Source organism: Marinomonas ushuaiensis DSM 15871 (genome assembly GCF_000521805.1).
In the GTDB taxonomy this organism is placed as follows: Bacteria; Pseudomonadota; Gammaproteobacteria; order Pseudomonadales; family Marinomonadaceae; genus Marinomonas; species Marinomonas ushuaiensis.
This window is the reverse complement of the sequence record NZ_JAMB01000003.1, coordinates 1-25,839: the sequence shown is the minus strand read 5'-3', so window position 1 is coordinate 25,839 and position 25,839 is coordinate 1. Positions and strand designations below refer to the sequence as shown.

At 39.5% G+C, this 25,839-nt stretch carries 22 protein-coding genes and 2 tRNA genes; 6 read left to right on the top strand and 18 right to left on the bottom strand.

The window, feature by feature from the left end:
• The first annotated feature begins 4 nt into the window (after nt 1-4).
• The 6 genes from MUS1_RS04835 to MUS1_RS04810 all read left to right on the top strand — a co-directional run bounded on the left by MUS1_RS04835 (nt 5) and on the right by MUS1_RS04810 (nt 4,349).
• A complete protein-coding gene (locus tag MUS1_RS04835; RefSeq protein ID WP_245595750.1) occupies nt 5-589 on the top strand; it encodes an arylesterase in 585 nt (194 codons plus the stop codon).
• Nucleotides 586-1,524 (top strand): D-2-hydroxyacid dehydrogenase, encoded by a 939-nt coding sequence (locus tag MUS1_RS04830; RefSeq protein WP_036159793.1) that lies wholly within the window; start codon nt 586-588, stop codon nt 1,522-1,524. Before MUS1_RS04835 ends, MUS1_RS04830 begins: the two co-directional genes overlap by 4 nt.
• Complete coding sequence (locus tag MUS1_RS04825) at nt 1,521-2,246, top strand: pseudouridine synthase (protein ID WP_036159791.1); 726 nt, start codon at nt 1,521-1,523, stop codon at nt 2,244-2,246. The genes MUS1_RS04830 and MUS1_RS04825 overlap by 4 nt, the downstream gene beginning before the upstream one ends.
• 93 nt (nt 2,247-2,339) lie before the next feature.
• On the top strand, nt 2,340-2,684 hold the full coding sequence (gene yciH, locus MUS1_RS04820; protein WP_036159790.1) for a stress response translation initiation inhibitor YciH: 345 nt from the start codon (nt 2,340-2,342) through the stop codon (nt 2,682-2,684).
• Between the two features lie 162 nt (nt 2,685-2,846).
• A complete protein-coding gene (locus MUS1_RS04815) occupies nt 2,847-3,854 on the top strand; it encodes a GGDEF domain-containing protein (protein ID WP_036159788.1) in 1,008 nt (335 codons plus the stop codon).
• A gap of 84 nt (nt 3,855-3,938) precedes the next feature.
• The gene (locus tag MUS1_RS04810) at nt 3,939-4,349 is read left to right on the top strand and encodes an acyl-CoA thioesterase (protein WP_211236429.1); all 411 of its coding nucleotides are present in this window, start codon (nt 3,939-3,941) and stop codon (nt 4,347-4,349) included.
• Between the two features lie 89 nt (nt 4,350-4,438).
• On the opposite strand, the gene MUS1_RS04805 is transcribed toward MUS1_RS04810, so the two are convergent.
• The 18 genes from MUS1_RS04805 to MUS1_RS04715 all read right to left on the bottom strand — a co-directional run bounded on the left by MUS1_RS04805 (nt 4,439) and on the right by MUS1_RS04715 (nt 25,755).
• Complete coding sequence (locus tag MUS1_RS04805; RefSeq protein ID WP_425411733.1) at nt 4,439-5,773, bottom strand: sensor domain-containing diguanylate cyclase; 1,335 nt, start codon at nt 5,771-5,773, stop codon at nt 4,439-4,441.
• Nucleotides 5,774-6,106: 333 nt separating this feature from the next.
• Nucleotides 6,107-7,270, bottom strand: a complete 1,164-nt coding sequence (locus MUS1_RS04800) for an MFS transporter (protein ID WP_036159787.1) — start codon at nt 7,268-7,270, stop codon at nt 6,107-6,109.
• Nucleotides 7,271-7,548: 278 nt separating this feature from the next.
• Nucleotides 7,549-10,143, bottom strand: coding sequence for a heavy metal translocating P-type ATPase (locus tag MUS1_RS04795; protein ID WP_036159786.1), 2,595 nt, complete (start codon nt 10,141-10,143; stop codon nt 7,549-7,551).
• A gap of 9 nt (nt 10,144-10,152) precedes the next feature.
• Entirely contained in the window at nt 10,153-10,575 is a 423-nt protein-coding gene (locus MUS1_RS04790) for a MerR family transcriptional regulator (RefSeq protein ID WP_036159784.1), read from the bottom strand.
• Between the two features lie 190 nt (nt 10,576-10,765).
• On the bottom strand, nt 10,766-12,055 hold the full coding sequence (locus MUS1_RS04785; RefSeq protein WP_036159783.1) for an NAD(P)/FAD-dependent oxidoreductase: 1,290 nt from the start codon (nt 12,053-12,055) through the stop codon (nt 10,766-10,768).
• Between the two features lie 89 nt (nt 12,056-12,144).
• Nucleotides 12,145-12,594 (bottom strand): YaiI/YqxD family protein, encoded by a 450-nt coding sequence (locus tag MUS1_RS04780; protein WP_036159781.1) that lies wholly within the window; start codon nt 12,592-12,594, stop codon nt 12,145-12,147.
• 177 nt (nt 12,595-12,771) lie between these two features.
• Nucleotides 12,772-14,421, bottom strand: coding sequence for an electron transfer flavoprotein-ubiquinone oxidoreductase (locus MUS1_RS04775; protein ID WP_036159779.1), 1,650 nt, complete (start codon nt 14,419-14,421; stop codon nt 12,772-12,774).
• A 49-nt stretch (nt 14,422-14,470) separates the two neighbouring features.
• Entirely contained in the window at nt 14,471-16,243 is a 1,773-nt protein-coding gene (locus tag MUS1_RS04770; RefSeq protein WP_036159778.1) for an acyl-CoA dehydrogenase family protein, read from the bottom strand.
• A 140-nt stretch (nt 16,244-16,383) separates the two neighbouring features.
• Nucleotides 16,384-17,451, bottom strand: coding sequence for an AraC family transcriptional regulator (locus MUS1_RS04765; RefSeq protein ID WP_036159777.1), 1,068 nt, complete (start codon nt 17,449-17,451; stop codon nt 16,384-16,386).
• 116 nt (nt 17,452-17,567) lie between these two features.
• Entirely contained in the window at nt 17,568-17,918 is a 351-nt protein-coding gene (locus MUS1_RS04760) for a hypothetical protein (RefSeq protein WP_036159776.1), read from the bottom strand.
• A 658-nt stretch (nt 17,919-18,576) separates the two neighbouring features.
• On the bottom strand, nt 18,577-21,030 hold the full coding sequence (locus MUS1_RS04750; RefSeq protein ID WP_036159772.1) for a Lon protease family protein: 2,454 nt from the start codon (nt 21,028-21,030) through the stop codon (nt 18,577-18,579).
• 196 nt (nt 21,031-21,226) lie between these two features.
• Complete coding sequence (locus tag MUS1_RS04745) at nt 21,227-22,033, bottom strand: TatD family hydrolase (protein WP_036159770.1); 807 nt, start codon at nt 22,031-22,033, stop codon at nt 21,227-21,229.
• A 7-nt stretch (nt 22,034-22,040) separates the two neighbouring features.
• The gene (gene holB, locus MUS1_RS04740; RefSeq protein WP_036159767.1) at nt 22,041-22,979 is read right to left on the bottom strand and encodes a DNA polymerase III subunit delta'; all 939 of its coding nucleotides are present in this window, start codon (nt 22,977-22,979) and stop codon (nt 22,041-22,043) included.
• Entirely contained in the window at nt 22,980-23,618 is a 639-nt protein-coding gene (gene tmk, locus MUS1_RS04735) for a dTMP kinase (RefSeq protein WP_036159765.1), read from the bottom strand. It lies immediately after the preceding gene.
• A gap of 12 nt (nt 23,619-23,630) precedes the next feature.
• Nucleotides 23,631-24,662 (bottom strand): endolytic transglycosylase MltG, encoded by a 1,032-nt coding sequence (gene mltG, locus MUS1_RS04730; protein ID WP_051436111.1) that lies wholly within the window; start codon nt 24,660-24,662, stop codon nt 23,631-23,633.
• Nucleotides 24,649-25,488: an aminodeoxychorismate lyase gene (gene pabC, locus MUS1_RS04725; protein WP_036160088.1), complete on the bottom strand. Its 840-nt coding sequence runs from the start codon at nt 25,486-25,488 to the stop codon at nt 24,649-24,651. The genes mltG and pabC overlap by 14 nt, the downstream gene beginning before the upstream one ends.
• Nucleotides 25,489-25,535: 47 nt before the next feature.
• Nucleotides 25,536-25,611 (bottom strand) — tRNA-Glu (locus MUS1_RS04720).
• Nucleotides 25,612-25,680: 69 nt separating this feature from the next.
• Nucleotides 25,681-25,755 (bottom strand) — tRNA-Gly (locus MUS1_RS04715).
• Nucleotides 25,756-25,839 lie beyond the last annotated feature (84 nt).

Here is a 25,839-nt window from a genome sequence, read left to right as displayed (position 1 = left end):
TTTCATGAGTTCGTTGGCCTCTGCTTCAACCCTATTGGTTATGGGTGATAGCTTGAGTGCGGCTTATAATTTAAGACAACAAGATGGATGGGTTAGTTTACTAGAAAATCAACTTTCCGAATCTCATCCTGATATCAAGGTTGTAAATGCCAGTGTCAGTGGCGAAACGACACAAGGTGGTTTATCCCGCTTTCAAGCTCTCCTTGATTCACATAAACCTTCATGGGTTGTGTTAGAGCTTGGTCCTAATGATGCTTTACGTGGTTATCCGCTTAATCAAACCACTATTAATTTAGAAAAAATGGTTGAACAGGCTCAAGAAGCCAATGCCATGATATTATTAGTGGGTAATCAAATCCCTCAAAACTACGGAAAACGTTACACAGAAATGTTTTTTAATTTATACAAAGGCATTGCTGAAAAATATAATCTAGCGTATTTGCCTTTTATGCTTCAAGACGTTGCTTTAAATAAAGACTTAATGCAAAACGATGGTCTTCATCCAAATGCACAAGGTCAAAAAGTTGTACTACAAAATATACAGCCATATTTACACGCATTATTAGAAAAGAATAAGGAAGATAAATGAAAGCCGTTTTTTTAGACAGAGGTTCATTCCCTGATAGCATCGATATTGAATTACCAACACTGATAACAGAAGTCGTTGAATATCAAAATACTCAATCGGAACAAGTAGCAGAGCGCATTAAAGATGCCGACATTGTATTGACCAATAAAGTGGTGTTAAACGAAGAATCTATCGCTAAAGCTACTTCACTAAAATTAGTTCAGGTCATGGCGACTGGTATTAATAACGTCGACACTGCAGCTTGCAAAAAACAAGGCATTACAGTTCAAAATGTAGCGGGTTATTCAATCAATAGTGTCCCTGAACATACGTTTTCAATGCTGCTCGCATTAAAAAGAAATCTTATTTCCTATATCGAAGATGTTAAATCAGGAAAATGGTCTAGCTCAGAACACTTCTGCTTTTTAGACTATCCGATCCAAGATCTTCATAGCACCAACATGGTCATTGTTGGCGGAGGCTCTTTAGGCAAAAAAGTAGCCGAGATTTCAAAAGCCTTTGGAATGAAAGTTACTTTTGCCGAACGTAAAGGCGCTAAAGATATACGGATAGGTTATACGAATTTTGAAAGTGCCCTGAAAATGGCTGATGTGATAAGTGTAAACTGCCCATTAACGGAAGATACTAAGAACCTAATCGGCGATGCTGAATTTGCTCTAATGAAGCCAAATGCTCTATTACTAAATATTAGCCGCGGTGGCATCGTGGATGAAAACGCATTACTAAAAGCGTTTGAAAAACAAGCTATCGCAGGCGCTGCTTTTGATGTTTCGACACAAGAGCCGATGCCATTAGATCACCCTTTGCACCAACTCTCTAAATACCCTAATTTTCTATTAACCCCACATATTGCTTGGGCAAGTAATGAAGCCATGCAGAAATTGGCAGACATTGCCTTGCAAAAAATCACAGCGTTTGTAGACACAATAGAATGACTTTAGAGATTTTGTTTCAAGATGAGCATCTTGTTGCTGTCAATAAGCCAGCAGGCTTACTTGTTCATCGGACACACTTAGCCAAAGAGGAAGAAGACGCTGTTGTACAGCGTCTGCGGGACCAAACAGGGAAATGGGTATTCCCGGTCCATCGATTGGACAGAGGAACGTCAGGCGTTTTGGTTATGGCATTTAGCCCTGATGCTGCAAGGCAGCTTTCTGCTCAATTTGCAGAATCTAAAACACAGAAAATTTATCATTGTTTGGTCCGAGGTTTTTGCGCAGAAAGTGGCGTGATTGATTACCCATTGGCCAAGCTCAATGAACAAAAAGGTCGATCTCGTTTTAAAATCGAAGGAACTGAAAAAGAAGCTGAAACCCATTTTACTTTAAAAGCTCATTATCAACTTCCTATTCCTGTTAGTCGCTACGACAGTATGCGCCTGAGCTGGATTGAAGTAGTACCAAAGCAAGGTAGAAAGCATCAGATCCGCCGTCATTTCAAACACCTATTGAATCCTCTCGTTGGCGATTCGTGTTATGGCTGCCGTCATATCAATAAAGTGGCAAAAGAAATTTGGCCCGAGGATTTTAGACTGATGCTTCATGCGTCTAGCCTTCAATTTAAACATCCAATAACAGAGCAACAACTTGTTTTGAAAGCCCCTCTTCATGAAAAAATAACCAACATCCTCGATACATTAGCACCCTATAAAATATAACCACGCCAACATGTTACTATTTTTATCTGTTCCCTGTTCAAAAAAGTGATAAAATACAATGATTTAAAGGATAAGGTTTGTGAGGTTGCATCAATGAAGAATAGAAATTTAGTCTACTCAACAGATCAAGGTCGTCTTTGTCCTAACTGTGAACAATCAACATCCGCATGCCAGTGTAAAAATGAACCAGCTGTTGGTGATGGTAAAGTCCTGATAAGCTTAGAAACAAAGGGTCGTAAAGGTAAAGGCGTTACTGTTGTTAAAGGTCTTCCTGTTACAGAAGACGACTTAAAAAAATTGGCAAAAAAACTCAAAGCACAATGTGGAACCGGCGGTGCGGTAAAAAACGGGCAAATTGAAATCCAAGGTGATAACCGTCAAAAACTAAAAGATTTGCTCGAAAAAGAAGGTTACAAAAGTAAATTTTCTGGTGGTTAATAGCAATTTAAGGAAATTCTACTTACTATATATAAACAGTCATAAAAATTCGCCATGACGTCGAAATCGTCAATATTTTAGAGGTAGAACAACCCTCAAAGTATGTTTTATTTCCATAAGCAGAACACCTTAACAGTAATCGTGGCAATAGAGGCTCTTTAGATGTTTCAACATAGCGTCACACAAGCGAATGAACTCATGCGCTTAGCGATTCCATTAATGGAAAAGTTAGATATTCCACCGACGCCATACAACTATGGTATTTGGTATGAATACACATCAAATAGAACACCAAAGCTGAATCGAGTCGTAGATCGAACTTTACGTCGTTTTGGAAGCTTACCTGCATTTGTATCTCAAGAGCTGTTTAATGAGTTCTTATTACCAAAAGAATTTCAATACGCTTATCAACAAGGCCCAGTTTTAAAAGAGCTTACCGATAATTTAGAGTCTGAAACATCAACAGCTTCTAATGAGATTCATACTTTTCATGAAGCCTTACGAAATACAAAAGAAGCTTTGAAAGATATTAAAACGCCTGATCAGTTGGAAAAACTAACCTCACAGCTAGAATTAAGAACGCTTAAAACGAATCAAATCATTGAACACTACAGTCAGTCTTTACTACGCGCACAAGAAGAAATAGCAAAACTAAGAGAAGGGTTATCAGATGCTAACAAAGCCTCTGAAATTGATCCTTTGACATTACTTGCGAACGAAAAAGGCTTCGAGCACGCTTTACTTTCTTTAACACCTTATGCTGAAGATGACTTATCTTTGATCTTAATCGATATCGATGATTTAAGTGTGATCAATAATGAATACGGAAAAAATGTAGGCACATCATTGATTCGTTACATTGCTAAATTACTGTTTAGACTGTTACCTGAAAAAGCCTCTATTGGTCGTATAAATGGTGGCCGTTTTGCAATATTGCTTAGTGAAACCGAAATAGCCGTGGCAGTAAAATTCGCCGAGTTATTACGAAATGAAATAGAGACTCAAAAAATACGTTATAAAAATACAAAAGTTCTACTTCCACAAGTGACTGTTTCAATTGGGGTTACGACTTTGATTGGCGATGAAAGCCCAAATCAATTGATCAAAAAAGCACAACATTTTTTACTCTACGCCAAGCGATCAGGTAAAAACCAATGCTGCTCTTCATAAGAAAACTTTTAACATTCGAGTTGTTCCTGGACTCATATTCTCGCTTTATAGAAATAGTCACAGACAACAAGTTAAGGTTATGTAATGGAAGATAATAAAGCATCGTTGAATTGTACGTTTTTTGAAGTACGAGATTATGAATGTGATATGCAAGGCATAGTGAATAACGCCGTGTATCAAAACTATTTAGAACATGCCCGCCATCAGTTTATAAAAACGAAAGGCCTAGATTTTGCCGAAATTACGCACCAAGGCATACATCTTGTCCTCATTAAAGCCGAATTAGATTATAAGCGCTCGCTAAAAAGTGGTGACGCTTTTTATATTCAAACCCGTACTGAAAAGACTTCTAGATTAAAGATAGTGTTTCATCAAACAGTTCATCGTGTTCGTGATGAACAACTTATGCTAAATGCAAAAATGACAGTAACATCAACGACCTCAGAAGGTCGCCCTATTGTTTTTGAACAGGCAAAATTATTGCTAAATGATTAGTCAATGTAGCATGTAAAAGTAAATTTCAAACATAAAAAAACACCAAATTAACAACTTGGTGTTTTTTTTGAAATTCAAATAATTAGAAATTATTTAGTAATGTCCGGCGTTGCTATTATGCAGCGGTTACGGCCTTGCCCTTTGGCTTCATAAAGTGCTTTATCGGCCGATGACAGCATTTCATCAATAGAGACTGAATTTTTTGACCAAGCAGCAACACCAATAGACACGGTAATATGGCCAACCGTATCAAATACTTCTTGTTCAGTCGCAATGCGTAATCTTTCAGCAACTAAATAAGCATCATTTAACTCGACATCCTTTAACAATAAAATAAATTCTTCACCACCTGTCCGAGCGACCATATCACCGTCTCGACAAAAGCGATGTATTAACTGAGTCTGTTGTTTTAAAACTTCATCACCAACATTATGCCCATAATTGTCATTAACTTGTTTGAAGTAGTCTATATCAAGAGAAAGTATAGAAAAGGGTTGTTCCAATAAAACGAGTTTTTTAAGTTTTACCTGAAATGCTCGTCGGTTATTTGCACCTGTTAATGGATCAGTTTCCGAATCTCGCTGTAGCTGCCCTATTTGGTTATGCAACAATTTCACACCACTCAAAATAGCCTTTTTAAGACTTAAGCTCTCAGCATACCAAGAATTTATTTTTTCAATTTCTTCGTTAACTTCTGGGTTATCAAGTGATTTTGCCTTTTCAGCCAAGAGTTGAAGAGGACGAGAAATAGCGCGGGCAAAGAACCAAATAAAGATGAAAACACCTATTACCATGGGCATCGTGCGTAAAATAACTTTTTCCATTATGCCAGTTAATGGAATTAACGTTACATTAAGAGGACTTTGAGTAATGATAATCCAATCAGTACTGGGAATATTTGCATAACCAGCCAACATATTTTTGCCATAACTATTATTAAGTACTATGCCGCCTTCTTGGCTCATGATGATTTCATCAATACCGTCATTATTGGTAACATAATCACCTATTCTATCGATGTCTGGATGGTACAAAATTTGTTTTTGCTTATCGACTACATAAATATAGGAGCCATTTTCGTAATAATGTTGGCCTAGTATTTTACTAAGGATGTTAGGTTTTTTTAGATAAATTGTTCCACCAACAAAGCCTACATAGTTGTTTTTAGGATCAAATATTGGAGTGGAGATAAAGACAAGGAGATTTTTTATTGTCGAGATAAAAGGCTTACTAATTAAGGATCTTTTTTCCTCAAGCGCTTCTAAACTACCAACAGATTTAAGTTGTCGACCTAGCAACCCAGTTGTTTCCGGAGAGACCGCTTTGGCAATACCTGTATCATCCGTTATAACAACAGAATTGAAACTGTTTGTTTGAAGTCTAAGCCTGTCAACTTCTTCCTTCAAAAATGCTTCATCACCCATTTTATTTGATAAAAGGCTGCTCGTATAAGATAGCTGCTGTTGAGATGAAGCTAGAAACACCTCAGTCGTATCCGAAAGCTTACTGGCATATGCGCGGTTAACCTCCAACGCTTGCAAAACCAATTGTTCCTTTTGTACTTCATAATTCGAATAAAGGCTGTTGGCAAACGTCAGAATAGTCACTGTAATCGCTAAAAATAGGATAAGTCTATTCAGTCTTAAGACGTTTTTTTTCAGTATGCTCAAATCAATTCACCTATAATCTAGCTTAAAAAGCTTTAATATTAAGAAGTTAATACAATTATAATAATTTTGTAACACAAAAGGCCAACTTTAACGGATATCTTTACTCTTTGATTTTTGACGATTGAGCCATACCATGACCAAAGCTAGGAAAGATAGCAAAGCAGCAAACGTTGGAATCCAATCAAAACTAAAACCAATACTTATAACCAATCCCCCCAACGCAGCACCAATAGCATTACCTAAGTTGAAAGCGCCTATGTTAATTGAAGACGCTAAACCTGGTGCTTTTTCTGCAATTTTCATTACCTGCATCTGTAACGGTGGACCACTACCAAAAATAACGGTTCCCCATAGCAAAATGGTTATTCCAGCACCGACAACCGTAGTCGATGTAAAACGAAACACAAGTAGTACTAACACCTGTAAGCCTAGGAAAACAAACAATGCCATATCTGGTGATTTATCCGTTACCTTGCCACTAATATAGTTACCTAACGTGAACCCTATTCCGGTTAACATCAGCATGATGGCAACAGCATTATCTGATGCTTGAGCCAGAGTCTGCATTATCGGCGTAATATAGGTATAAAGTGTAAACATTGAACTGGCACACATTACCGTTGTTGCAAATGCACGCAATGCGGCAGGCTGCATGATAGTTTTAAGCTCACTTCTAACGTTAGGTTTCTCAGTTCTAGGCATAGTTGGAAGGTTTCGGCTAATACCTAATATAGCGACTAACCCTAGCAATGCAGTTACAGCAAATGAGATTCGCCAATCAAATGTTTGTCCTAACCATGTAGTGATAGGGACACCAATAATATTGGCAATGGTTAATCCTAGAAATATAGACGCTACGGCAGAGCCTTTCTTATGATAAGGCGCTAAGTTCATAGCAACCACAGCACCAATACCAAAGAAAGCACCATGAGACAAACTTGTGATTATTCGAGACACAAGCAATGTCTCGTAATTAACCGCCAAAGCAGAAAGCACATTGCCCAATACGAAAACAACCATAAGAGCCAATAAAGACGTCTTATGGCTGTACTTGGTTAAATACAAGGTAATTAAAGGTGCACCGATCATGACACCAATTGCGTAGGCACTTATTAATAAACCTGCAGCCGGAATCGATGCACCTACACCTTCAGCGATGACAGGAAGCAAACCCATTGGCATAAACTCGGTAGTACCGATACCAAAGGTTCCAAGGGCAATAGCAAAAACGCCCCACTGATAAGCAAGCATAAAAACTCCAATATTTGGTTAAAGTATCGCGGTAGGAAGGCAACGTCATAATTGACGAATACAAAATTACTAAAACAAAACGAGCCAAGAGTATCCTCTTAGCTCGTTTTTTAATGGCAGTATAATACAACACTTAAATAGCAATTACTTTCTCAAAAAACACCCATATGAAATAATTTACTTAGATTTTTGACTATTTCTTTTACGGTGAATAGGCAGCCAAAACCAATAAATAACAAAAGCAATGGCCGCTAAACCTAAAAGGTTAATCAACATACTTAAACCTCCTCTTCATCAATGGTGTTTTTAGGGACTGAAATACGGAATAGTCTCAATCGATTGGCATTCATTACGACTGTAATTGAAGATAAAGACATAGCCGCTCCAGCAACAATAGGGCTCAATAACCAACCTGTAAAAGGAAATAAAATACCTGCAGCAATAGGGATCCCTAAGCCATTGTAGGCAAATGCCCCCCATAAATTTTGCTTGATATTATTTAAGGTCGCCTTACTAATTTGAATAACGTCGGCGACACCTTTCAAATCATTATGAATCAAAGTAATGTCAGCACTTTCCATTGCGACATCGGTTCCAGCCCCCATGGCAAAACCAACATCGGCTTGAGCCAAAGCCGGAGCATCATTAATACCATCACCAATCATCCCGACAACCTCACCTTGATTTTGAAGTTGTTTTACCCAATTCAGTTTATCTTCTGGCATCAACTGCGCATGGTAATCATCAATACCAACGTCATTGGCGACAGACTTCGCAGTCTGAGGATTATCTCCGGTGAGCATAACAACCCTCATACCTTGTTCTTTAAAGCTTGATATAGCCGCTTTTATGTCTTTTTTAATCGGGTCTTCAATATAAAAAACACCAATCAAATCGGCTTCATTTGAATTTTTTTCCTCTGCTAAATAAACACGTGTGGCATTGGCGTACTCTAAACCCTCAGTGCCATCCATTTCGATAGAGACACCCTTTTCTTTCATTAAGCGTTCATTGCCTAAGTAATAGTTACTACCTTGATAGCTTCCTCTAACACCTAACCCCACTAATGATTCAAATTCATCAAGTGGAAGAGTTTCATTACTTTCAAGAAATACCTTACTGTGTTCTAAAAGTGCATCCGCTAATGGATGATTCGCACGAGACTCAAGTGAGTGAACAATTTGCGCTAAGAATTTATTTTTATTATTTGGATGATCTTGCTCATCTAGTATGCTCTTAGTCAGGATTTGTTTAACAACTTTAGGTTTACCTTCCGTTATTGTTCCTGTTTTATCTAACAAAATGACAGTCAATTCGCTGGCTCTTTGCAATGCTTCGCCATTTCGAATCAGACCACCGTATTCTGCTGCTTTACCTATGCCTATCATGGTCGATATTGGTGTAGCCAAACCTAACGCACAAGGACAAGCAATAATCAGTACAGAAATACTGGTTACCAACATATAAGAATAAACGAACTCACTTCCTAAATTAAACCAAACCAATGCTGTTAGAATCGAGATGATAATAACACTCGGTACAAAGACAGATGACACCTTGTCTGCAAGAACACTGATGGGTGGTTTTGAGTTTTGCGCCTTACTCACCATAGTAATAATTTGAGCTAATAATGTATCTGAACCAATACGTGTTGCTTTGAATAATAAACTACCTTGACCGTTTACTGTTCCTGCCGATAAAACGTCACCTTGAGTTTTTTTAACCGGTTTTGCTTCACCTGTTAACATGGATTCATTTACGGTCGAACTACCTTCCAGAATCTCTCCATCCACAGGAATTTTATCACCTGAACGAACACGTAAAATATCATTTACCTGAATGTCAGAAACACTAATTCGAGACTCGGAATTGCCTTTTACTAAGGTTGCCATCTTTGGGCGTAGATCTAATAGTCGATGCAATGCTTGGCTGGTTTTACGACGAGCTCGCAGTTCAAGTGCTTGCCCAAGATTGATTAAACCAATAATCATCACACTTGCTTCAAAATAAAGATGGTGTGCGCTTTCTGGTAATAAGGTAGGCGTTAACAAAACCAACATGGAATAAAACCAAGCGCTACCTGTACCCAATGCAATTAGCATATCCATATTAGCTTGATGTGATTTGAATGCTTTCCAAGCGCCAACGAAATAATGTTTTCCGGCTCGCACCATAATAGCGAAGGTGACAAGACCGACAAATAACCAAACAAACCTATCAGTGATCGAGCTCACCATCATGTCGCCGCCCAACAAGCCATAGAGCATGAGAGGAACACCAAGACCTAAACCAAGTACAGAAGACTGAATCTTATTACGATATTCTTCTAAATCTTTTTTCTCACGATTCGCTTCACTTTTTTCTTCATCAAGAATCAAGCTGGCCTCATAGCCGGCACTCGCTACGGCTTCGATTAGAGTCTCAAATGAACCTTCCGTAACCACGTGTGCAGTGCGGTTAGCGAAATTCACTTCAGCAGAAACAACCTGGCTTGAACTCCTTAATGCCTTTTGAACCGTACTCACACAACTCGCACAAGTCATGCCTGTAATTGACAACTTATATTGGTGCTCTTCTGTCTTAATATTTGATTGTTCATTGGTAGGGTTTGTTGCTTTTACTGTGTTTGAATCTTTTTTTTGAGTGCGCTCATCATCAATGGGCGCTGATGCTGGCTTATAGCCGGCATCAATCACAATAGCTTCAATTACCTTAGTAGTAAGAAAAGAAGTGACAGTTAGTATATTTTCATTTGGCACACCTGAAACAATAGCGTTTTGATCCTTATCTTGAATCGATGTACGTATTTTAGAAACGCATTTTTGACAAGACATCCCTGTTACATTCAATTTCCTTTCAGTTAGGCTATTCATAGTCTCCTCCTATTTACTCTCGGATTCTTTCTCTTCCCAATCTTCAATCAGGCAACAGATAGAATGTCCATCAGGCGTACCATCTGGCATTTCCTCCCAAGCTTTCAATGCACCTTCCATTTTCAAAAGATGGGCTTGTAACTGCGCAATTTTTGCTTTGGTTTCAGGAACCTTTTTTTGCAATAAATCTCGTACCAATGGACAGGGTGAATCGCCACTGTCAGATTGCTCAAATATCTCTTCAATTTGTTTTAAGCTAAACCCTAGTTCACTAGCCTGTCGAATAAAATTCAGTCTTTGTACTCCCAACTTGTCATACAACTGATAACCATTGTTAGGGTCGCGTTGAGCATGAATTAGTCCTAATCTTGTATAGTGTCGAACCGTCTCAGGTGTTACCTTGGCTCTTTTGGCCAGTTCACTTACTCGCATACGCTCACCGTTAAAATATCTAAATGACAGTGTTAGTTTAAAACCTATTGGTAACACATAGGTCAAGCTTAGATGCAGTTAAAATAAAAATAGAGCAAAAAAAAACCGAGATGATAATCTCGGCTTTTCACTATTCTTAATGAACAACTACCTAATGAAGCGTTTCCTGATGGAAAATACTAGAGGTCTATTAATGCAGTTTTAATTTGGGTTTAACCACTTTTCCAATCTTCTGAGCGGCCATAATAACAGTCGCTTTGAACCAACCATGAATAGCAATAAGGTGAAGGCGATACAAGGAAACATAAACAAAGCGAGCAATACGTCCTTCGATAAACATAGAGCCCCCCATTAAATTCCCCATTAAATTACCAACAGTGCTATAACGGCTTAAATTCACCAAAGAACCATAATCTTTATAAGTGTATTCTTTCAATGGTTCGCTCAAGAAAGAGGCTTTGATATTGTCAAATACCAACGATGCCATCTGATGGGCTGACTGAGCACGTGGAGGAACAAACGAACCATTTGCTTGTTTGCATGCACAGCAATCACCGATCACATAAATATTTTCAAATGTCGTTGTTTGCAATGTCCCTTTAACCAGAACTTGATTACTTTTCGTAGTTTCAAGCCCGTTAATATTAGCAACGAAATCTGGCGCTTTAACACCGGCAGCCCAAATCATAAGATCTGCATCAATATTTGTTTCATCTGCCGTTTCAAATCCACCATCATAAGCTCGAACTACTCGCGTATCTTGACTGACGGTAACACCTAGACGTTTTAATTCTTTAGTTGCTAAGAAAGCGATTCGTTCTGGTAATGCTGGCAGAATACGAGGGCCAGCTTCAATCAATTGAACATGAACACGTTTTCCAGACATTTCCGGCATGCCATAGGCTTTCAACATATCAGCGACATGGAAGAGTTCAGCGGACAGTTCAACACCGGTTGCGCCACCTCCAACAATCGCCAGTTTCAATTTTGCATCAGCACCTTCTTGGTGAACTCGTAAAAATTGATTCAATAAGGCTTGCTGGAAACGTTCAGCTTGTTTGTGTGAATCTAAGAAATAACAATGATCAGCGACACCTGGTGTGCCAAAATCATTACTGACACTGCCAACTGCCATGATCAAGATGTCATAGACAATGGTGCGCTCGGGTAAAACAACATGCCCCATGTCATCTGATAAAGCATCCAATGTTAACGTTCTCGCTTCAGGATCAACACCCATTAACGTGCCCAATTGAAACTGATAATGATGCTTAGCCGCATGTGCTCGATAATTGAGCCCATCATTATTAATATCCAAAGAACCGGTTGCAACTTCATGTAACAAAGGCTTCCAGATATGGGTTTGGCTTCTATCAATAAGTACAATCTCTGCTTGGCGTTTTTTACCAAACACATGACCTAATTTAGTTACCAATTCCAAGCCACCTGCACCGCCGCCAACAACCACGATTTTTTTCATATGAACTCACCTAATAAACGTCGAATAATCTGGAAAGCATTCAAAAAACACTTTCCAGATTTCTCAACAACAAAAGTTAATAATTAAGACTATTTTGCTCTTTGTGCTAACAGTTTATCTAATGTATTAGCAAACGCCATGCGATCTTGTTGATTGAATGTTGGTGGCCCACCCATTTGCACACCAGAAGAACGCATCTGCTCCATAAAGTCCCGCATACCGAGGCGCTGTTTAATGTTTTCCTTGGTATATAGTTCACCACGAGGGTTGATTGCCAAAGCGCCTTTTTCAATTACATCAGACGCCAAAGGAATATCTGCCGTCACAACCAAATCAGTAGAATCAATATTATCGACAATATAATCATCAGCCACATCAAAACCAGAGCTAACCACTCTGCGCTCTATCCATTTAGATGGCGGAATTGAAATCGCTTGATTAGCGACAAGAATACATTGGATTTCTGTCCGTTCGGCTGCGCGAAAAAGAATGGTTTTAATAACATTAGGACAGGCGTCAGCATCAACCCATAAACGCATAGTGTTCCCCTTTTTGTAGGGTATCATTATTAAACAGGCTAATTCTGAAATCCAGTGATGAATGTGAACAAACAAGTCACATATAAATGACCTGTTTGTTTTCAATACTATTTTGAATTATTTCTATGTTTTTTCTACTTTTTGCATAGGGAGCCAAAGCCACAAAAAATATGGCTTTTACATATTTGGGTAGTTCGGCCCTCCAGATCCTTCAGGTGTTACCCAGGTAATGTTTTGAGCCGGGTCTTTGATGTCACAAGTTTTACAATGAATACAGTTCTGAGAGTTTATCTGAAAAACAGACTCACCTTCCACCTGCACGACTTCATAAACTCCTGCCGGGCAGTAACGTTGAGCGGGCTCATTAAATTTCACTAAATTACTTTGAATGGGAATATTTGCATCTTTCAATTGCAAATGACAAGGCTGATCTTCTTCATGGTTAGTGTTTGATAAAAAAACAGAAGACAATTTATCAAAGCTTAACAAGCCATCTGGCTTTTTATACTCTGGTGCTTTATGGGCATCAGCCAACTCCAAACAAGCATAATCAGGTTCCATATCATTAAAGGTAAAAGGTAAACGACCAGAGAAAAGATTTTGATCTAGCCAATTGTATGCACCACCCCAGAAAGTCCCTAATGTATGCATCACGGGAACAAAGTTACGGGCTTGTTCTAGCTCCTCACCTAACCAAGAATGACGTAATGCATCGTCAAAGTGAGTTAACTCTGCCGGCGACATTTCTGTTTGTAGCGCATCGAAAACAGTTTCTGCCGCTAACATGCCACTTTTCATTGCCGTATGAGTGCCTTTGATTTTTGCTGGGTTCAAGGTTCCCGCATCACACCCAATAATTAAGCCACCAGGGAAGCTCATTTTAGGCAGAGATGACCAACCACCTTTAGCAATCGCACGAGCACCATAAGAAACGCGTTTTGCACCTTTCAAATGTTGTGAAATGATTGGGTGATGCTTATAACGTTGAAATTCATCATACGGACTAAGATGAGGGTTTTTGTAGTTAAGGTCGACAATCAAGCCAACAACCACTTGATTGTTCTCTAGATGATACAAAAAGCCGCCACCGCCCGCTTCTTTGCCTAATGGCCAACCTGCGGTATGAATGACAGTACCCGGTTTACTTTGAGACTCTGGCACGTCCCATAATTCTTTGATTCCAAGACCGTAATGTTGTGGCGCTTTACCTTTGTCTAACTCAAAGCGTTCCATAAGCTCTTTACCTAGATGACCACGACAACCTTCAGAAAAAATAGTGTATTTTGCTTTTAGTAACATACCTTGCATGAAACCGTCTTTTTGCGAACCGTCTTCAGCCAGTCCCATATCTCCAGTAATGATACCTTCAACCTGACCGTTTTCGTCATAAGCAAGATGTGCTGCTGAAAACCCAGGAAATACTTCGACGCCAAGTTCTTCGGCTTGCTCGGCTAACCAACGAGAAAGATTACCAAGGCTAATAACATAGTTGCCGTCATTATGAAGCGTTTTCGGAATCATCCAGTTACTCAGTTGTTTAGAGCCACTTTCGGAATTTAACCAATGTAATTCATCAACATTAACGGATGTATGTAACGGTGCTCCCATTGCCTCCCAATCAGGGAATAGTTCTGCTAGCGCTTTTTTATCAACCACGGCACCCGATAAGATATGAGCGCCGATTTCAGAGCCTTTTTCAACCAAACAAACGCTGACTTCTTTGTCTTCTGCTTTGGCTCTTTGCATGATTTGACATGCTGCTGACAACCCTGCAGGACCACCACCAACGATCACAACATCAAACTCCATTACTTCTCTGTCTGTCATACTGCCTCCTAGAAAACGGCATTATTATTTTTATAAAGTGTTGTTCTATTTATCTGTTAAAACTGCTTTCATCAAGATCATCTATAGATGACTGACCGCGCTCAATAGACTGAAAATGCGCGACAGCTCTAGGCAAAACATGATCACAATAAAATGAAACGGACTGCGACCAAGATCTTTGTTGAGCATCATCCAAATTATTTTCATCTTGCTTGCTAGCATGTAAAGCTCGTAATTGTAGCCAAGCGCCAATTAAGTAACCCATTAGCATCATGTAAGAATATGCCAAACCCGTACCTAAAACCGGGTTAACCTGCATGGATGACAAACAGTACTGAGTTGCCAGTTTTGCTTGCTCAAGTATCGCCTTGACTGGTGCAGTATGATCACTGATTTTTGACTGCTCCCATTCTGTTAATTCCGCTTCAATTTCTGCAAGCAAAGAAGTCATGGCTTTACCTTTATCTGAATGGAGCTTCCTACCAATCAGATCAATCGCTTGTATGCCATTTGTCCCTTCATAAATAGGAAGGATACGAGCATCACGAGCATGTTGGGCAATACCTGTTTCTTCAATAAAACCCATACCACCATGAACCTGAATGGCCAACGAGGTAACCTCTTGAGCCTGCTCAGTGATCCATCCTTTAACGATTGGTGTATACAAAGCGGTCCTTTCAATTGATTCTTGTTTTTGTTCACCTGTCGCAAAGTGAGACAAATCATTTTCGACGGCAGCCACATAAACTAATGAACGCATCGCATCGATTTGTGATTTCATCGTCATTAACATACGAAGCACATCTGGGTGCTCAATAATTACCGCTCTTCCAGACCTATCGGCTTTCATACCTTGCTTACGTTCTTTCGCATAAGACAAAGCTTGTTGATAAGCACGTTCTGAAATAGCCAATCCTTGTAGACCAACACCCTGACGAGCATTATTCATCATAGTGAACATGGCTTTGATGCCTTCGTTTTCTTGTCCAACAAGATAACCCACAGCACCTTCTTGATCACCAAAGCTCATAACGCAAGTCGGTGAAGCATGAATCCCCATCTTATGTTCAACAGAAACCACTTGAACGTCATTTCGTTGAGACGGTTCACCTTTCTCATCAAGAATAAATTTTGGAACGATAAACAGTGAAATACCTTTTACACCTTCAGGCGCATTCGGTAGTCGAGCCAGAACCAAATGAATGATGTTGTCACTCATTTGATGATCGCCCCACGTAATGAATATTTTTTGGCCTTTAATGCGAAATACATCGCCATCAGGAATGGCTTTGCTGGCAATCGCGGCAAGATCAGAACCTGCAGCAGATTCAGTCAGGTTCATGGTTCCAGCCCACTCACCTGCTAACATTTTTGGTAGGTATTGATTTTTCAACTCATCACTAGCATGAAGGCTGATAGCTTCAATCGCCCCTAAGCTTAGTAAAGGGCACAGAGAGAAAGCAAGGTTAGCGGCTTGAACCCCTTCATTAACGGCTGTGGCAATATAAGATGGTAATCCTTGCCCACCATATTGAGGATCGCCAGAAAGTCCGATCCAACCACCTTCTGAATACGCCTTAAATGCCTCTTTAAAGCCTTTCGCTTCGTAAACTTCACCAGACTCGACCCGAGACCCTTCTTTGTCACCACTGCCGTTGATAGGTGCGATAACGTGTTCGGCAAGCTTTCCAGCTTCACCAAGAATGGCCTCTAAAAGGTCTTTGTCGATAGCATCGTCTAAATAAGGGATAAGTCGCTGCATTTGAGCAACAGAGGACAAACTGAATAAGATATCATTAGCAGGATATTGGTATTCGCTCATTTTTTATTCTCCGGTTAATTATCCGAGCGGATGTATACCTATAGAATGGAAAAATAAAGCAAATCTCTCAATAACAATTCAGGCCTATATTTCTAACAAAAACAATCAAGGCTTGATTTTATAAATCTAAAACCTATACATCATGGGCGTTTTATCGATTTTCCGAATTTTAAATATTCCTCACTTTTTCGATATTCACCCGGCGTTATACCAGTCCATTTTTTAAAAGAACGGAAAAATGCACTTGGTTCATCAAACCCCATCAAAGCAGCAATATCATTAATACTGAGTCTCGGCGCATTCATATAGGTAATAGCGGCCTCTTTTCGACATTCGTCTTTAATGTGTTGGTAAGAGGTTTTTTCATCATTTAGACGACGACGTAACGTAGAGACACTCATATTAAGTGCACTTGCTACTTCTTCAGCACTGGGCATTTCTCTTGAGAAGTCTTTACCTAACATCGCCATCACTTGTGATTTAAGGCTGTTGTCGTTCTCAACCATCACCATTAATTGGTAAGGTGCTGTTTTTAAGAAACCTCTTAAACTGTCTTCTGTTTGAACAATCGGCATATCCAAATAATTAGCAGGAAACACCAAGGCGTTGGCATGCTGGTTGAACTTCACTTCTGATTGAAAAAGAGTCTTGTAGTATTCCACATCGTCTGGCCTTTCACTGGTAAAGTACGCCGCCTTCAAACTCAAACGACGGCCAATCAACCAACAAATGAAATGATGCCACATTGAAAGCGTGGTTCTAAGCTGTTCTTTAGACTCTGGAGTAACTAGAGAATTGACATCTCCGGTTGATGCATCGATCGGCGCAAATGTTACCAAAGCAAACCGACCCTTTTTAATCAGCACAGGCTTAACCGTTGGACCTCGGCAAATTTCATAAAAATCACTACAACGGTATAGAGCATGAGCTAAACTTTTCGCATGAATAATACAAAGGCACATCATTCGAAAAGTACCATTTGGCACCTTGCCACCACTTAGCATACCAAAAGATTCGTCTTGCATTAACCACATGATTTTTTGATAAAGCATGCCGTATCGGTAGGCTGAAAATGAATCGTTTTGCTCTATTTCATCCTGTGTTATTTCCAAGCTTTCAAGTACGGCTTGACGATTTAAGCCTTGGTCTTCCACTGCTTTTAAAAGATAACGGACACTTGACATAGGAACAGAGGCTTTCAAATTCATCACCTTATATTTGGTCAATCAGACTTAAACAGTATTAACAGATATTTTATGTATGGTGTTTTTTCAACATAAAAAAAGGCTGCAGATGCAGCCTTTTCTATTTTACATTTATTTGATCAATTTTGTTCTGTAAAGGCAGACAACAACTCATCAACTGATAAATCTTCACTTTCTGTGTTGCTTGCTTGCTCTGCAAGTACTTTTTCCTGCTCTTCTTTTTCATCAACAGGTTTAACGAATACAAAACGACGCGGTCTTACAGCTGGACCCGCTTCCGATTTTGGTGGAAGCAATCCTAATCTTTCAAGTTTTTTATGTGATTGTTCTTTACGTTCCTTGGATTTTTTTGTTGCAAAACGACGAGTCGATGAAGCTTTACGGGCTTTGTTTTGCTCCTTCATCATCTCTTTTGAACCAGTTTTCCCAAGTTTTCCACGCATACTGCGCGATTTTTTAGCACGAGCCATAATATCCTCTCTTTATCGGGCGCATTGTAACAGCGAATTCGAGCTAGGTCATCTAGGAAAACCACGAATAAATCCTCCATGCCTTAGTCTTTCAGAAAAATCATTGTACTTGGCTTACCGATAAATCCGAAAAAGGCTAAGATCAGTATCGTAGCAGTGATTTTTAATTGATCACAACACCTTCAGGTTACAAGCAATGCATCTTAGATTTACTTATTTTAAATGGTATTATTCAAAGGTTTGATTTATGGGTAAGGCGTACATAATTAATATAGGCAGCCCAAACTCGATCCAACAAACTTAAAACAGAATACACTGGAGTAAAATATTTTTCATTTTAGACGCTATTTATTGATGGCTCTTTGTTTAAGTGTAAGCAACTTAACTTTTGCTGAGTGTAATGATTTTGACGCAAAGATGGCGTCCGATGAAAGTGCTGAAAAACTCATGGGAGGAAAGGTTTTCAAAAGAGCACTTATTCTAAAAAGGCATTTGCCAAGCAAAAGAAAAGAAGTCGCCAGCTATGTTTATGTCAAAGCAGACGGCCTATATTACACCGTCTACGCTCTAATCAACTCTAAATGCAAAGCGGAAATAATCAAAAGAACCAATGGCAAACACTAGGGGCGTCATTCCTAGCCTTTATCATTGATTATGGCTATTTTTCTACTTTTTTGCTTGCTTCGGATTTATCTGTTTCCGGAGCTTCTTCGGAATCTTCCTCTTCTTCATCATCTTCCTCACCCAGTTTAGATATCTCTTCTAGGCGCTCAATGACTCTTGCTGACAAAGTATTTTCAGGATAATCACCCTCTTCATCTGCAACACCAGGTTCAATTCCTGTCAACAAATGCAAAGCCTCGTCTGCTGTTGAAATAGCATAAACATGAAACATGCCTGTTTTCACAGCCTCGATGATGTCATCGTTTAACATTAAGTTATTCGCGTTAGATTTAGGAATAATAACGCCTTGCGTACCAGTTAATCCTCGTGCATTACAAACATTGAAAAAACCTTCAATTTTTTCATTAACACCACCAATAGCTTGAATTTCACCGTATTGATTCAAAGAACCAGTAATCGCAAGATCTTGGCGCAACGGCACTTGAATCAAAGCCGACAATAAACAACATAATTCCGCAGTAGAAGCACTATCACCATCGATATAACCGTAACTTTGCTCCATCGCAATGGACGCGGATATATCTAATGGGAAGCGCTGAGCATATTTATTTCCAAGGTAACCAGACAGAATCAAAACACCTTTTGAGTGTATGTTTTGACCAAGGTTTGATTCTCTCTCAATATCTATAATGCCTTTACCACCAGGATAAACCGTCGTAGATATACGAGCAGGTGCACCAAAACTGCTATCGCCAATTTGCATAACAGTTAAACCGTTGATTTTACCAACCGCAAAACCTTCGCTTTCCAAAAGCACTGTGCCTTCAATGATTTCTTCAATGATTTTTTCACTGACTCGACCTGTACGATGTTTCTTTGCAGTAAGTGCTCGAGTAATGTGCTCTGCCGTAATTTCATTTTCTTTCGCCATTTGACGGACAAAGTCAGCTTCACCAAGTAATTCAAACACATCGCCTATTTTTGCAGCCATTTCTCGTTGGTGCTCAGCTAAACGACTACTGTACTCAATAAGTGCTGCAACACCGTCACGAGTCACGTTCGCGTATTCTTCTTTATCCACTCGATCTTTCATCAGGCGAGCAAATGAAAATTCAGATTCTTTTGAGCGCTTCAAAGTGTCATCAAAATCGACTAAAACACGAAACATTTCTTGAAAATCAGGATCTGCATCTTGAAGCAAATAATAGATATCACGAGCACCAATCAACACAACTTTTACCTGTAAAGGCAAATCTTGTGGTGATAACGTCATGGTATTCATTAACCCCATATCTGCATAAGGATGCTCAATTTTTAAGGTCTTACTTTTCAATGCTCGTTTAAGTGCTTCCCATAAATAATGGTCAGTTAACAGCTTTTCCGCATCAAGAATTAAATAACCGCCATTTGCCGCATGCAAACTACCAGAGCGAATTAAACGATAACTGGTGACCAACATACCTTGATCGCTGCTGTGTTCGACTTGACCAAATAAATTGCGATAAGTTGGATGTGGTTCATAAACAACAGGCTGACCGCCGCCGATTTCGTGAGTAATAGCAATGTTCGGCAAATATAAATCTTCATAGAATTGACGACGACCAATTTCATCTCGATTCTCAGACGCTTTATCATCAGCCATTTGGTCTATGATGATTTTGTCCAAATCCGCTCTCAACTCGGTAAGGTGTTTAAAAACATCGGCATGGTTTTGATACTGTTCAAACAACCCAGACATCAAAGGATCGAGCGCTTCTTTTACCGTGTCTAAATTCAATTGACGAATTTGATCGTACGTAGCGCGCTTCCATTGAGGCAAGCCGAGTAATTCTTCATTCAGCAAACCTTCCAGTGTCGAAACACCCTCTTGGAAAGCATCTCGCTCATCATCAGACAAGGCTGCGAATTCGTTCTCTTCTAATGCTTTTCCGTCTTTCATTGGCGCAAAACTAACGGATGAAGCATCACGGAACATGGCGACACCAATTTTTCCTGATACACGCTCAACTTTATTAATAGCGGCTTCGTACTTTTCATTAAAAGCGCGATCTATAACGCTCTTCTGTTGCTGATAAGTAGGGTTTTCAAATGCCGCAGGAAATGTCGTCATCAAACCATCTATCAAGGTACGAATTTCTTTTTCAAACTCAGACGCTAAGCCAGGTTCAAACTCAATCGCTTTTGGTCTATGGCTTTCATTAAAGTTATTTACATAAGCCCATTCATTAGGTGCTGGACGGCGCTTTGCTTCACTTTTAAGATAATTCAAAACATAAGAAGAACGTCCGGTTCCCGAGTCTCCCATCGCAAAGATATTGTAGCCAGGTCGCTGCATGGCAACACCAAATTGAATCGCTTCAACCGCTCGTTCTTGACCTAAAATGCCGCTAAGAGGCTCAATATCATTTAATGTATTGAAAGGAAGGTGATCGCTAGGTACTTTTGCTGCAAGCGCCTGATATGGTAGAGAGGTAACCATGTTGGACATCAATGGGATTCCTTTTGTCTAACAAGCCACTTAATGAATAGGCTTGCGAAAGAAGTGTCTCTTCTCTCAAATAAATTTAAATAAATACAATGCGTTGAGACTAACACTCTGATTTCACTTCGACTAGATTGATTAAAGAATATCATTAATATTCTTTAATCAAGGTGAAGGCATTGCAGTGGACCTAACTCATAAATCATGTTTTAAGCTTAAGTTGATTTTGTGGGTCCACTTTTGAAAAAACGCGCTGGAAATTTGCTGCGGTCGCTTCTAATAAAGCCTCATAGCGAATTCCCTTTAAATCGGCCACATATTGAGCCACTTCAGACACATATTTAGGTTCGTTCTTTTTACCGCGATAAGGAACAGGTGCAAGATACGGAGAATCCGTCTCAATTATAAGAGACTCTAAAGGAAGCTTACGTACAGTTTCTTTTAGCTCTTCCGCTGCTTTAAAAGTGACTATACCGGAAATTGAAATGAGATAATTTTCATCCAACGCCGCTTTGGCCATCTCATAATCTTCAGTAAAGCAATGCAAAACACCTGCTGTATCGGAGTTTCCGTATTGCTTAATCAAAGCCAAGGTATCTTCTTTCGCACTGCGTGTATGAACAATAACAGGTAAACCTAAATCTCCAGCCGCTTGTAAGTGATGCATAAAGCTGATTTTTTGAGCGTCATGAGCTTCTTCAGATGCTTCATAAAAGTAGTCGAGTCCCGTCTCACCAATCGCAATTACTTTACTTTCTTGAGCGTATTTTCGAAGCAATGAATCATCAGTTATCAACCCTTGACTCTCTAATGGATGCACACCACAACTTGCGTAAACACCATCGCGCTGGGTAAGGGCTAAAATGGTGCCCATTTTGTTTAGATCAACAGAAATACTAAGAAGTTGCCTAACACCTTGATGATAAGCCGCATCGATAGCGCCGTTAAGGTCATTGTCGTACGGTGCCAAGTCCAACATATCAAGATGGCAATGTGTATCAATTAACATAGTTGTTTTACCATTGATTCAATTCGTGTGTGAGTTGCATTATGGGGTTTAAATTTGTTTTTTGAAGGTCTGCTTTAAGCTTTTGTAATGCCTGATAACGAATCATAAGACCTTGAATCCCTAAGCGAACAATCAAAGTAGGATAGATATTTTGTAATGCGTTATCCAATGAATCGCCTGTTGAATGACAAATACATTGATGCAAAATAGCGGCTAAACCATTGCAGTAATCTTCAAGATTACTACTATCCAAGCCTTTTAACATTATTTGTGTCGAGATCGTTCCCTGTAACAAGGAATTCAACTGAGCTGGCAAATCAGCATAAAGCTTAGCTTTACCTTGTTTCTGAAGTGACAGTAAACGAAATGGTTGAGTCGTTAACCAAAAAAGATCTTTTAATTCTTGGCTATCAGCCTGATGTGTTAACCATTGCTTTACTTCATCTAAATTGGGTGTTGGCACATTAACGAGAAGACAGCGGCTTCTAATGGTTGCTAACAAGCTAGTTGACTGAGAACTGGTTAAGACAAAGTAAGTTCGATCTGATGGTTCTTCAAGGGCTTTTAAAACCGCATTAGCCGCATTGATGTTCATCGCTTGGGCGTGAGTAATTAATACGACCTTGTTATACCCGACCTGAGGTTTTTGGTTTATCTGCTTTACCAGCAAACGTACCTGATCAACCTTAATGCTCGACGCCTCACCGTCCAAAACGCGAAAGTCAGGATGAGTTTCAGCCTGCATTAAATGACAAGAATGACAGTCACCACAGGCTGCAGGCTGATCTTTTTCGCACATCAAGTCCTTCACCATTTCACGAGCGAGTTCTTCTTGTCCGACACCATCAGCACCAGTAATCAATAACGCATGTGATAAGCTTTTTGTTTGCTTTAAAACCTGCACTTGCTGCAAGCAAGGTATTAGCCAAGGCGCAATATTTGTCATTTATACATCACCAGACCAAGCATTATTAAGTTGTAATAATTGCTCTTCTATTTGCTTTTGTACGGCTTCTAAAGATAGGCTTGCATCGACAATTTTTATACGCTCTGGATCGGCATTTGCTCGTTCAAGAAAGCCATCTCTGACTTTTTGATGAAACGACAGAGATTCTTTATCTAAACGGTCTTGGTGCTGGCGCTGTACGACTCGCTCTTGACCTAATTCAACAGAAATATCCAACAACAAAGTCGCATCTGGTTTGTTGTCGCCAACAACCCAAGTCGCCAATTGATCCAACATGGCAAAATCACCACCACGAGCCTTACCCTGATAAACATAACTGGAATCTAAAAAACGATCACTGATGACCCAGATGCCTTTTTCTAAAGCGGGTTGAATTTTTTCAGATAAATGCTGAGCTCTTGCAGCAAAAACGAGCAACAATTCAGTAACATCATTTACCGTTTCTTCCCGTGGCGTCAAAATAAGCTGACGAATTTCTTCAGAAAGCGGCGTTCCACCGGGTTCACGAGTCATTAAATAAGGAATATTATGAGATTCTAGCCATTTTTGAATAAAATGAATCGCTGTCGTTTTACCACTGCCTTCTCCACCCTCAAGCGAAATAAATTTACCTTTCATACGCTGACTCCTCTACTTCGTAACTTCAGGGGTGGATCTGTAATCTTCACGACGTTTAAACTGATATTTCCTTACCGCATTATTATGCTCTCTTAATGTATTAGAGAAAGCATGTGTCCCATCGCCCTTAGCAACAAAATACAAAGACTTAGTTTCTCCAGGATTAAGCGCTGCTTCTATCGCTTCTTTACCAACATTTGCTATAGGAGTAGGCGGTAAACCATAAAAACGATAAGTATTATAAGGAGACATATCTTGAAGACCTTTACGCGTCAAATTCCCAGTGAACGAGTCACCTAAGCCATAAATTACAGTTGGGTCGGTTTGTAGGCGCATACCTTTTTCTAAACGACTAATAAAAACACGAGAAATTAATGAGCGCTCTTCAGCAACACCTGTTTCTTTTTCGATAATAGATGCCATCACCAAGGCTTCATAAGGTGACTTATAAGGGAGATTATCGGATTTATTTTTCCACTGCTCATTGAGAGTAGATTTCAGTAACTCATTAGCATGCTTAAGTATGCTGACGTCTGTATCACCTTCATGATAACGATAGGTATTCGAAAAAAACTGCCCTTCAGGGTGAGAAATATCAAGCCCTGTACGTTTCGCAATTTCTTCATTTGACAATCCAGCCAACGTCATGGTGATGTTACCCTTCTCCGCCATAGTCAATAGAAACTCTTGTGTTGTCTTTCCTTCCAATAAAGTAATGGAATAAAAAATAGACTGACCTGAGTTAAACAGCGCCATTGCATTTAAGAGGTTCATATCTGGATTAATCGCATACTTTCCGACTTTTGGAACCCATTCAGGGTGAAGTCTAGAGACAATACGGGTTAAAAACGGATAATCAATCATTCCTCTCTGATTCAATGCACTGCCTAAGCTATAGGCCGTATCACCTGCTCGAACCTCAAATGTTTCAGTCGCGTCTAACGTCATCGGAGTTGTTATTGAATGATAAAAATAGCCTGCAACAATCGCCGCCAGAGTTAAACCTAAAAAGGCAACACGGTAAAACCACTTAATGAACGCCATGCGGATCCTTAGCTTGCATTGAAATTTGTAACTTTCGAGTATGAACCCCGATAGGAAAAGATTGCTTACCTGTGCGAGTCGTTATGTTAATCACTGGTACAACCCCCATCAAACTATTCGTTATAAAAACTTCATCAGCACTAATAATGTCAGACAGAAAAAAGTGCCCAATTTGCACAGAGTAATGAGTTTGATTTTCTATAATGGCTTTTCTATAAGTCCCTTGCACGCCTGATTTTTCAAGCGATGGCGTGTAAATGACACCTTTTTTAAACCAAAAAAGATTGCTTTGAATACATTCTACCAGCTCATCGCCTTCATTCAGCATAATGGCTTCAAAATCAGGAGCCACCAAGAATCGCTTAGCCATAACATTTTCTAAACGATTTAAATGCTTAATACCTGATAGAAATCGATTATTACTAACTGGAATAGGGGAAACAGAAAGAGACACACCTTTATCTTGTTGCATTTGATAATTTGGCGCTGGAAGAATGCCAATAATCACTGAATGAATGGCTTTTTCAGGAGGCAAATACCCTCGTCCGCCTTCCCCCCGAGTGACTATTATTTTCACCACGGATTCTTCATTGATAAGAGTTGAACTTGTCGAATATAAAAAAGCAACAAGCTCGCTTTTTTGTTTATCTGAAAGAGGCATACCTAGCCTAATTAGGCCACGATAAAGACGAGAGAGGTGATCATCAAGTTGAAAAATAGTATTGGGAATAACGCGAATGGTCTCAAATACACCATCGCCATAAGTAAGGCCTCGGTCAGCAATTGAAACTGAAGAATCTAGTCTGTAATTGACAAACCAAGTCATGGCTAAAAACTCAAAAAGAAGGTTAGCTATGATAGCGTAAAAAAGAATGGCGTCCCATAGGGGGTTCGAACCCCTGTTACCGCCGTGAAAGGGCGGTGTCCTAGGCCTCTAGACGAATGGGACACAATTTAGTTTTGAAAAAACTATAAACATTTCATTCACCCATCATCAATACGATTGAATCAAGACAAATGGAGCGGGAAACGAGGCTCGAACTCGCGACCCCAACCTTGGCAAGGTTGTGCTCTACCACTGAGCTATTCCCGCACATTCAATATTACCCTACTCTATTCAAGTAATATTTTTATCTTTTTCATCAAAAGATAAATGGCGTCCCATAGGGGGTTCGAA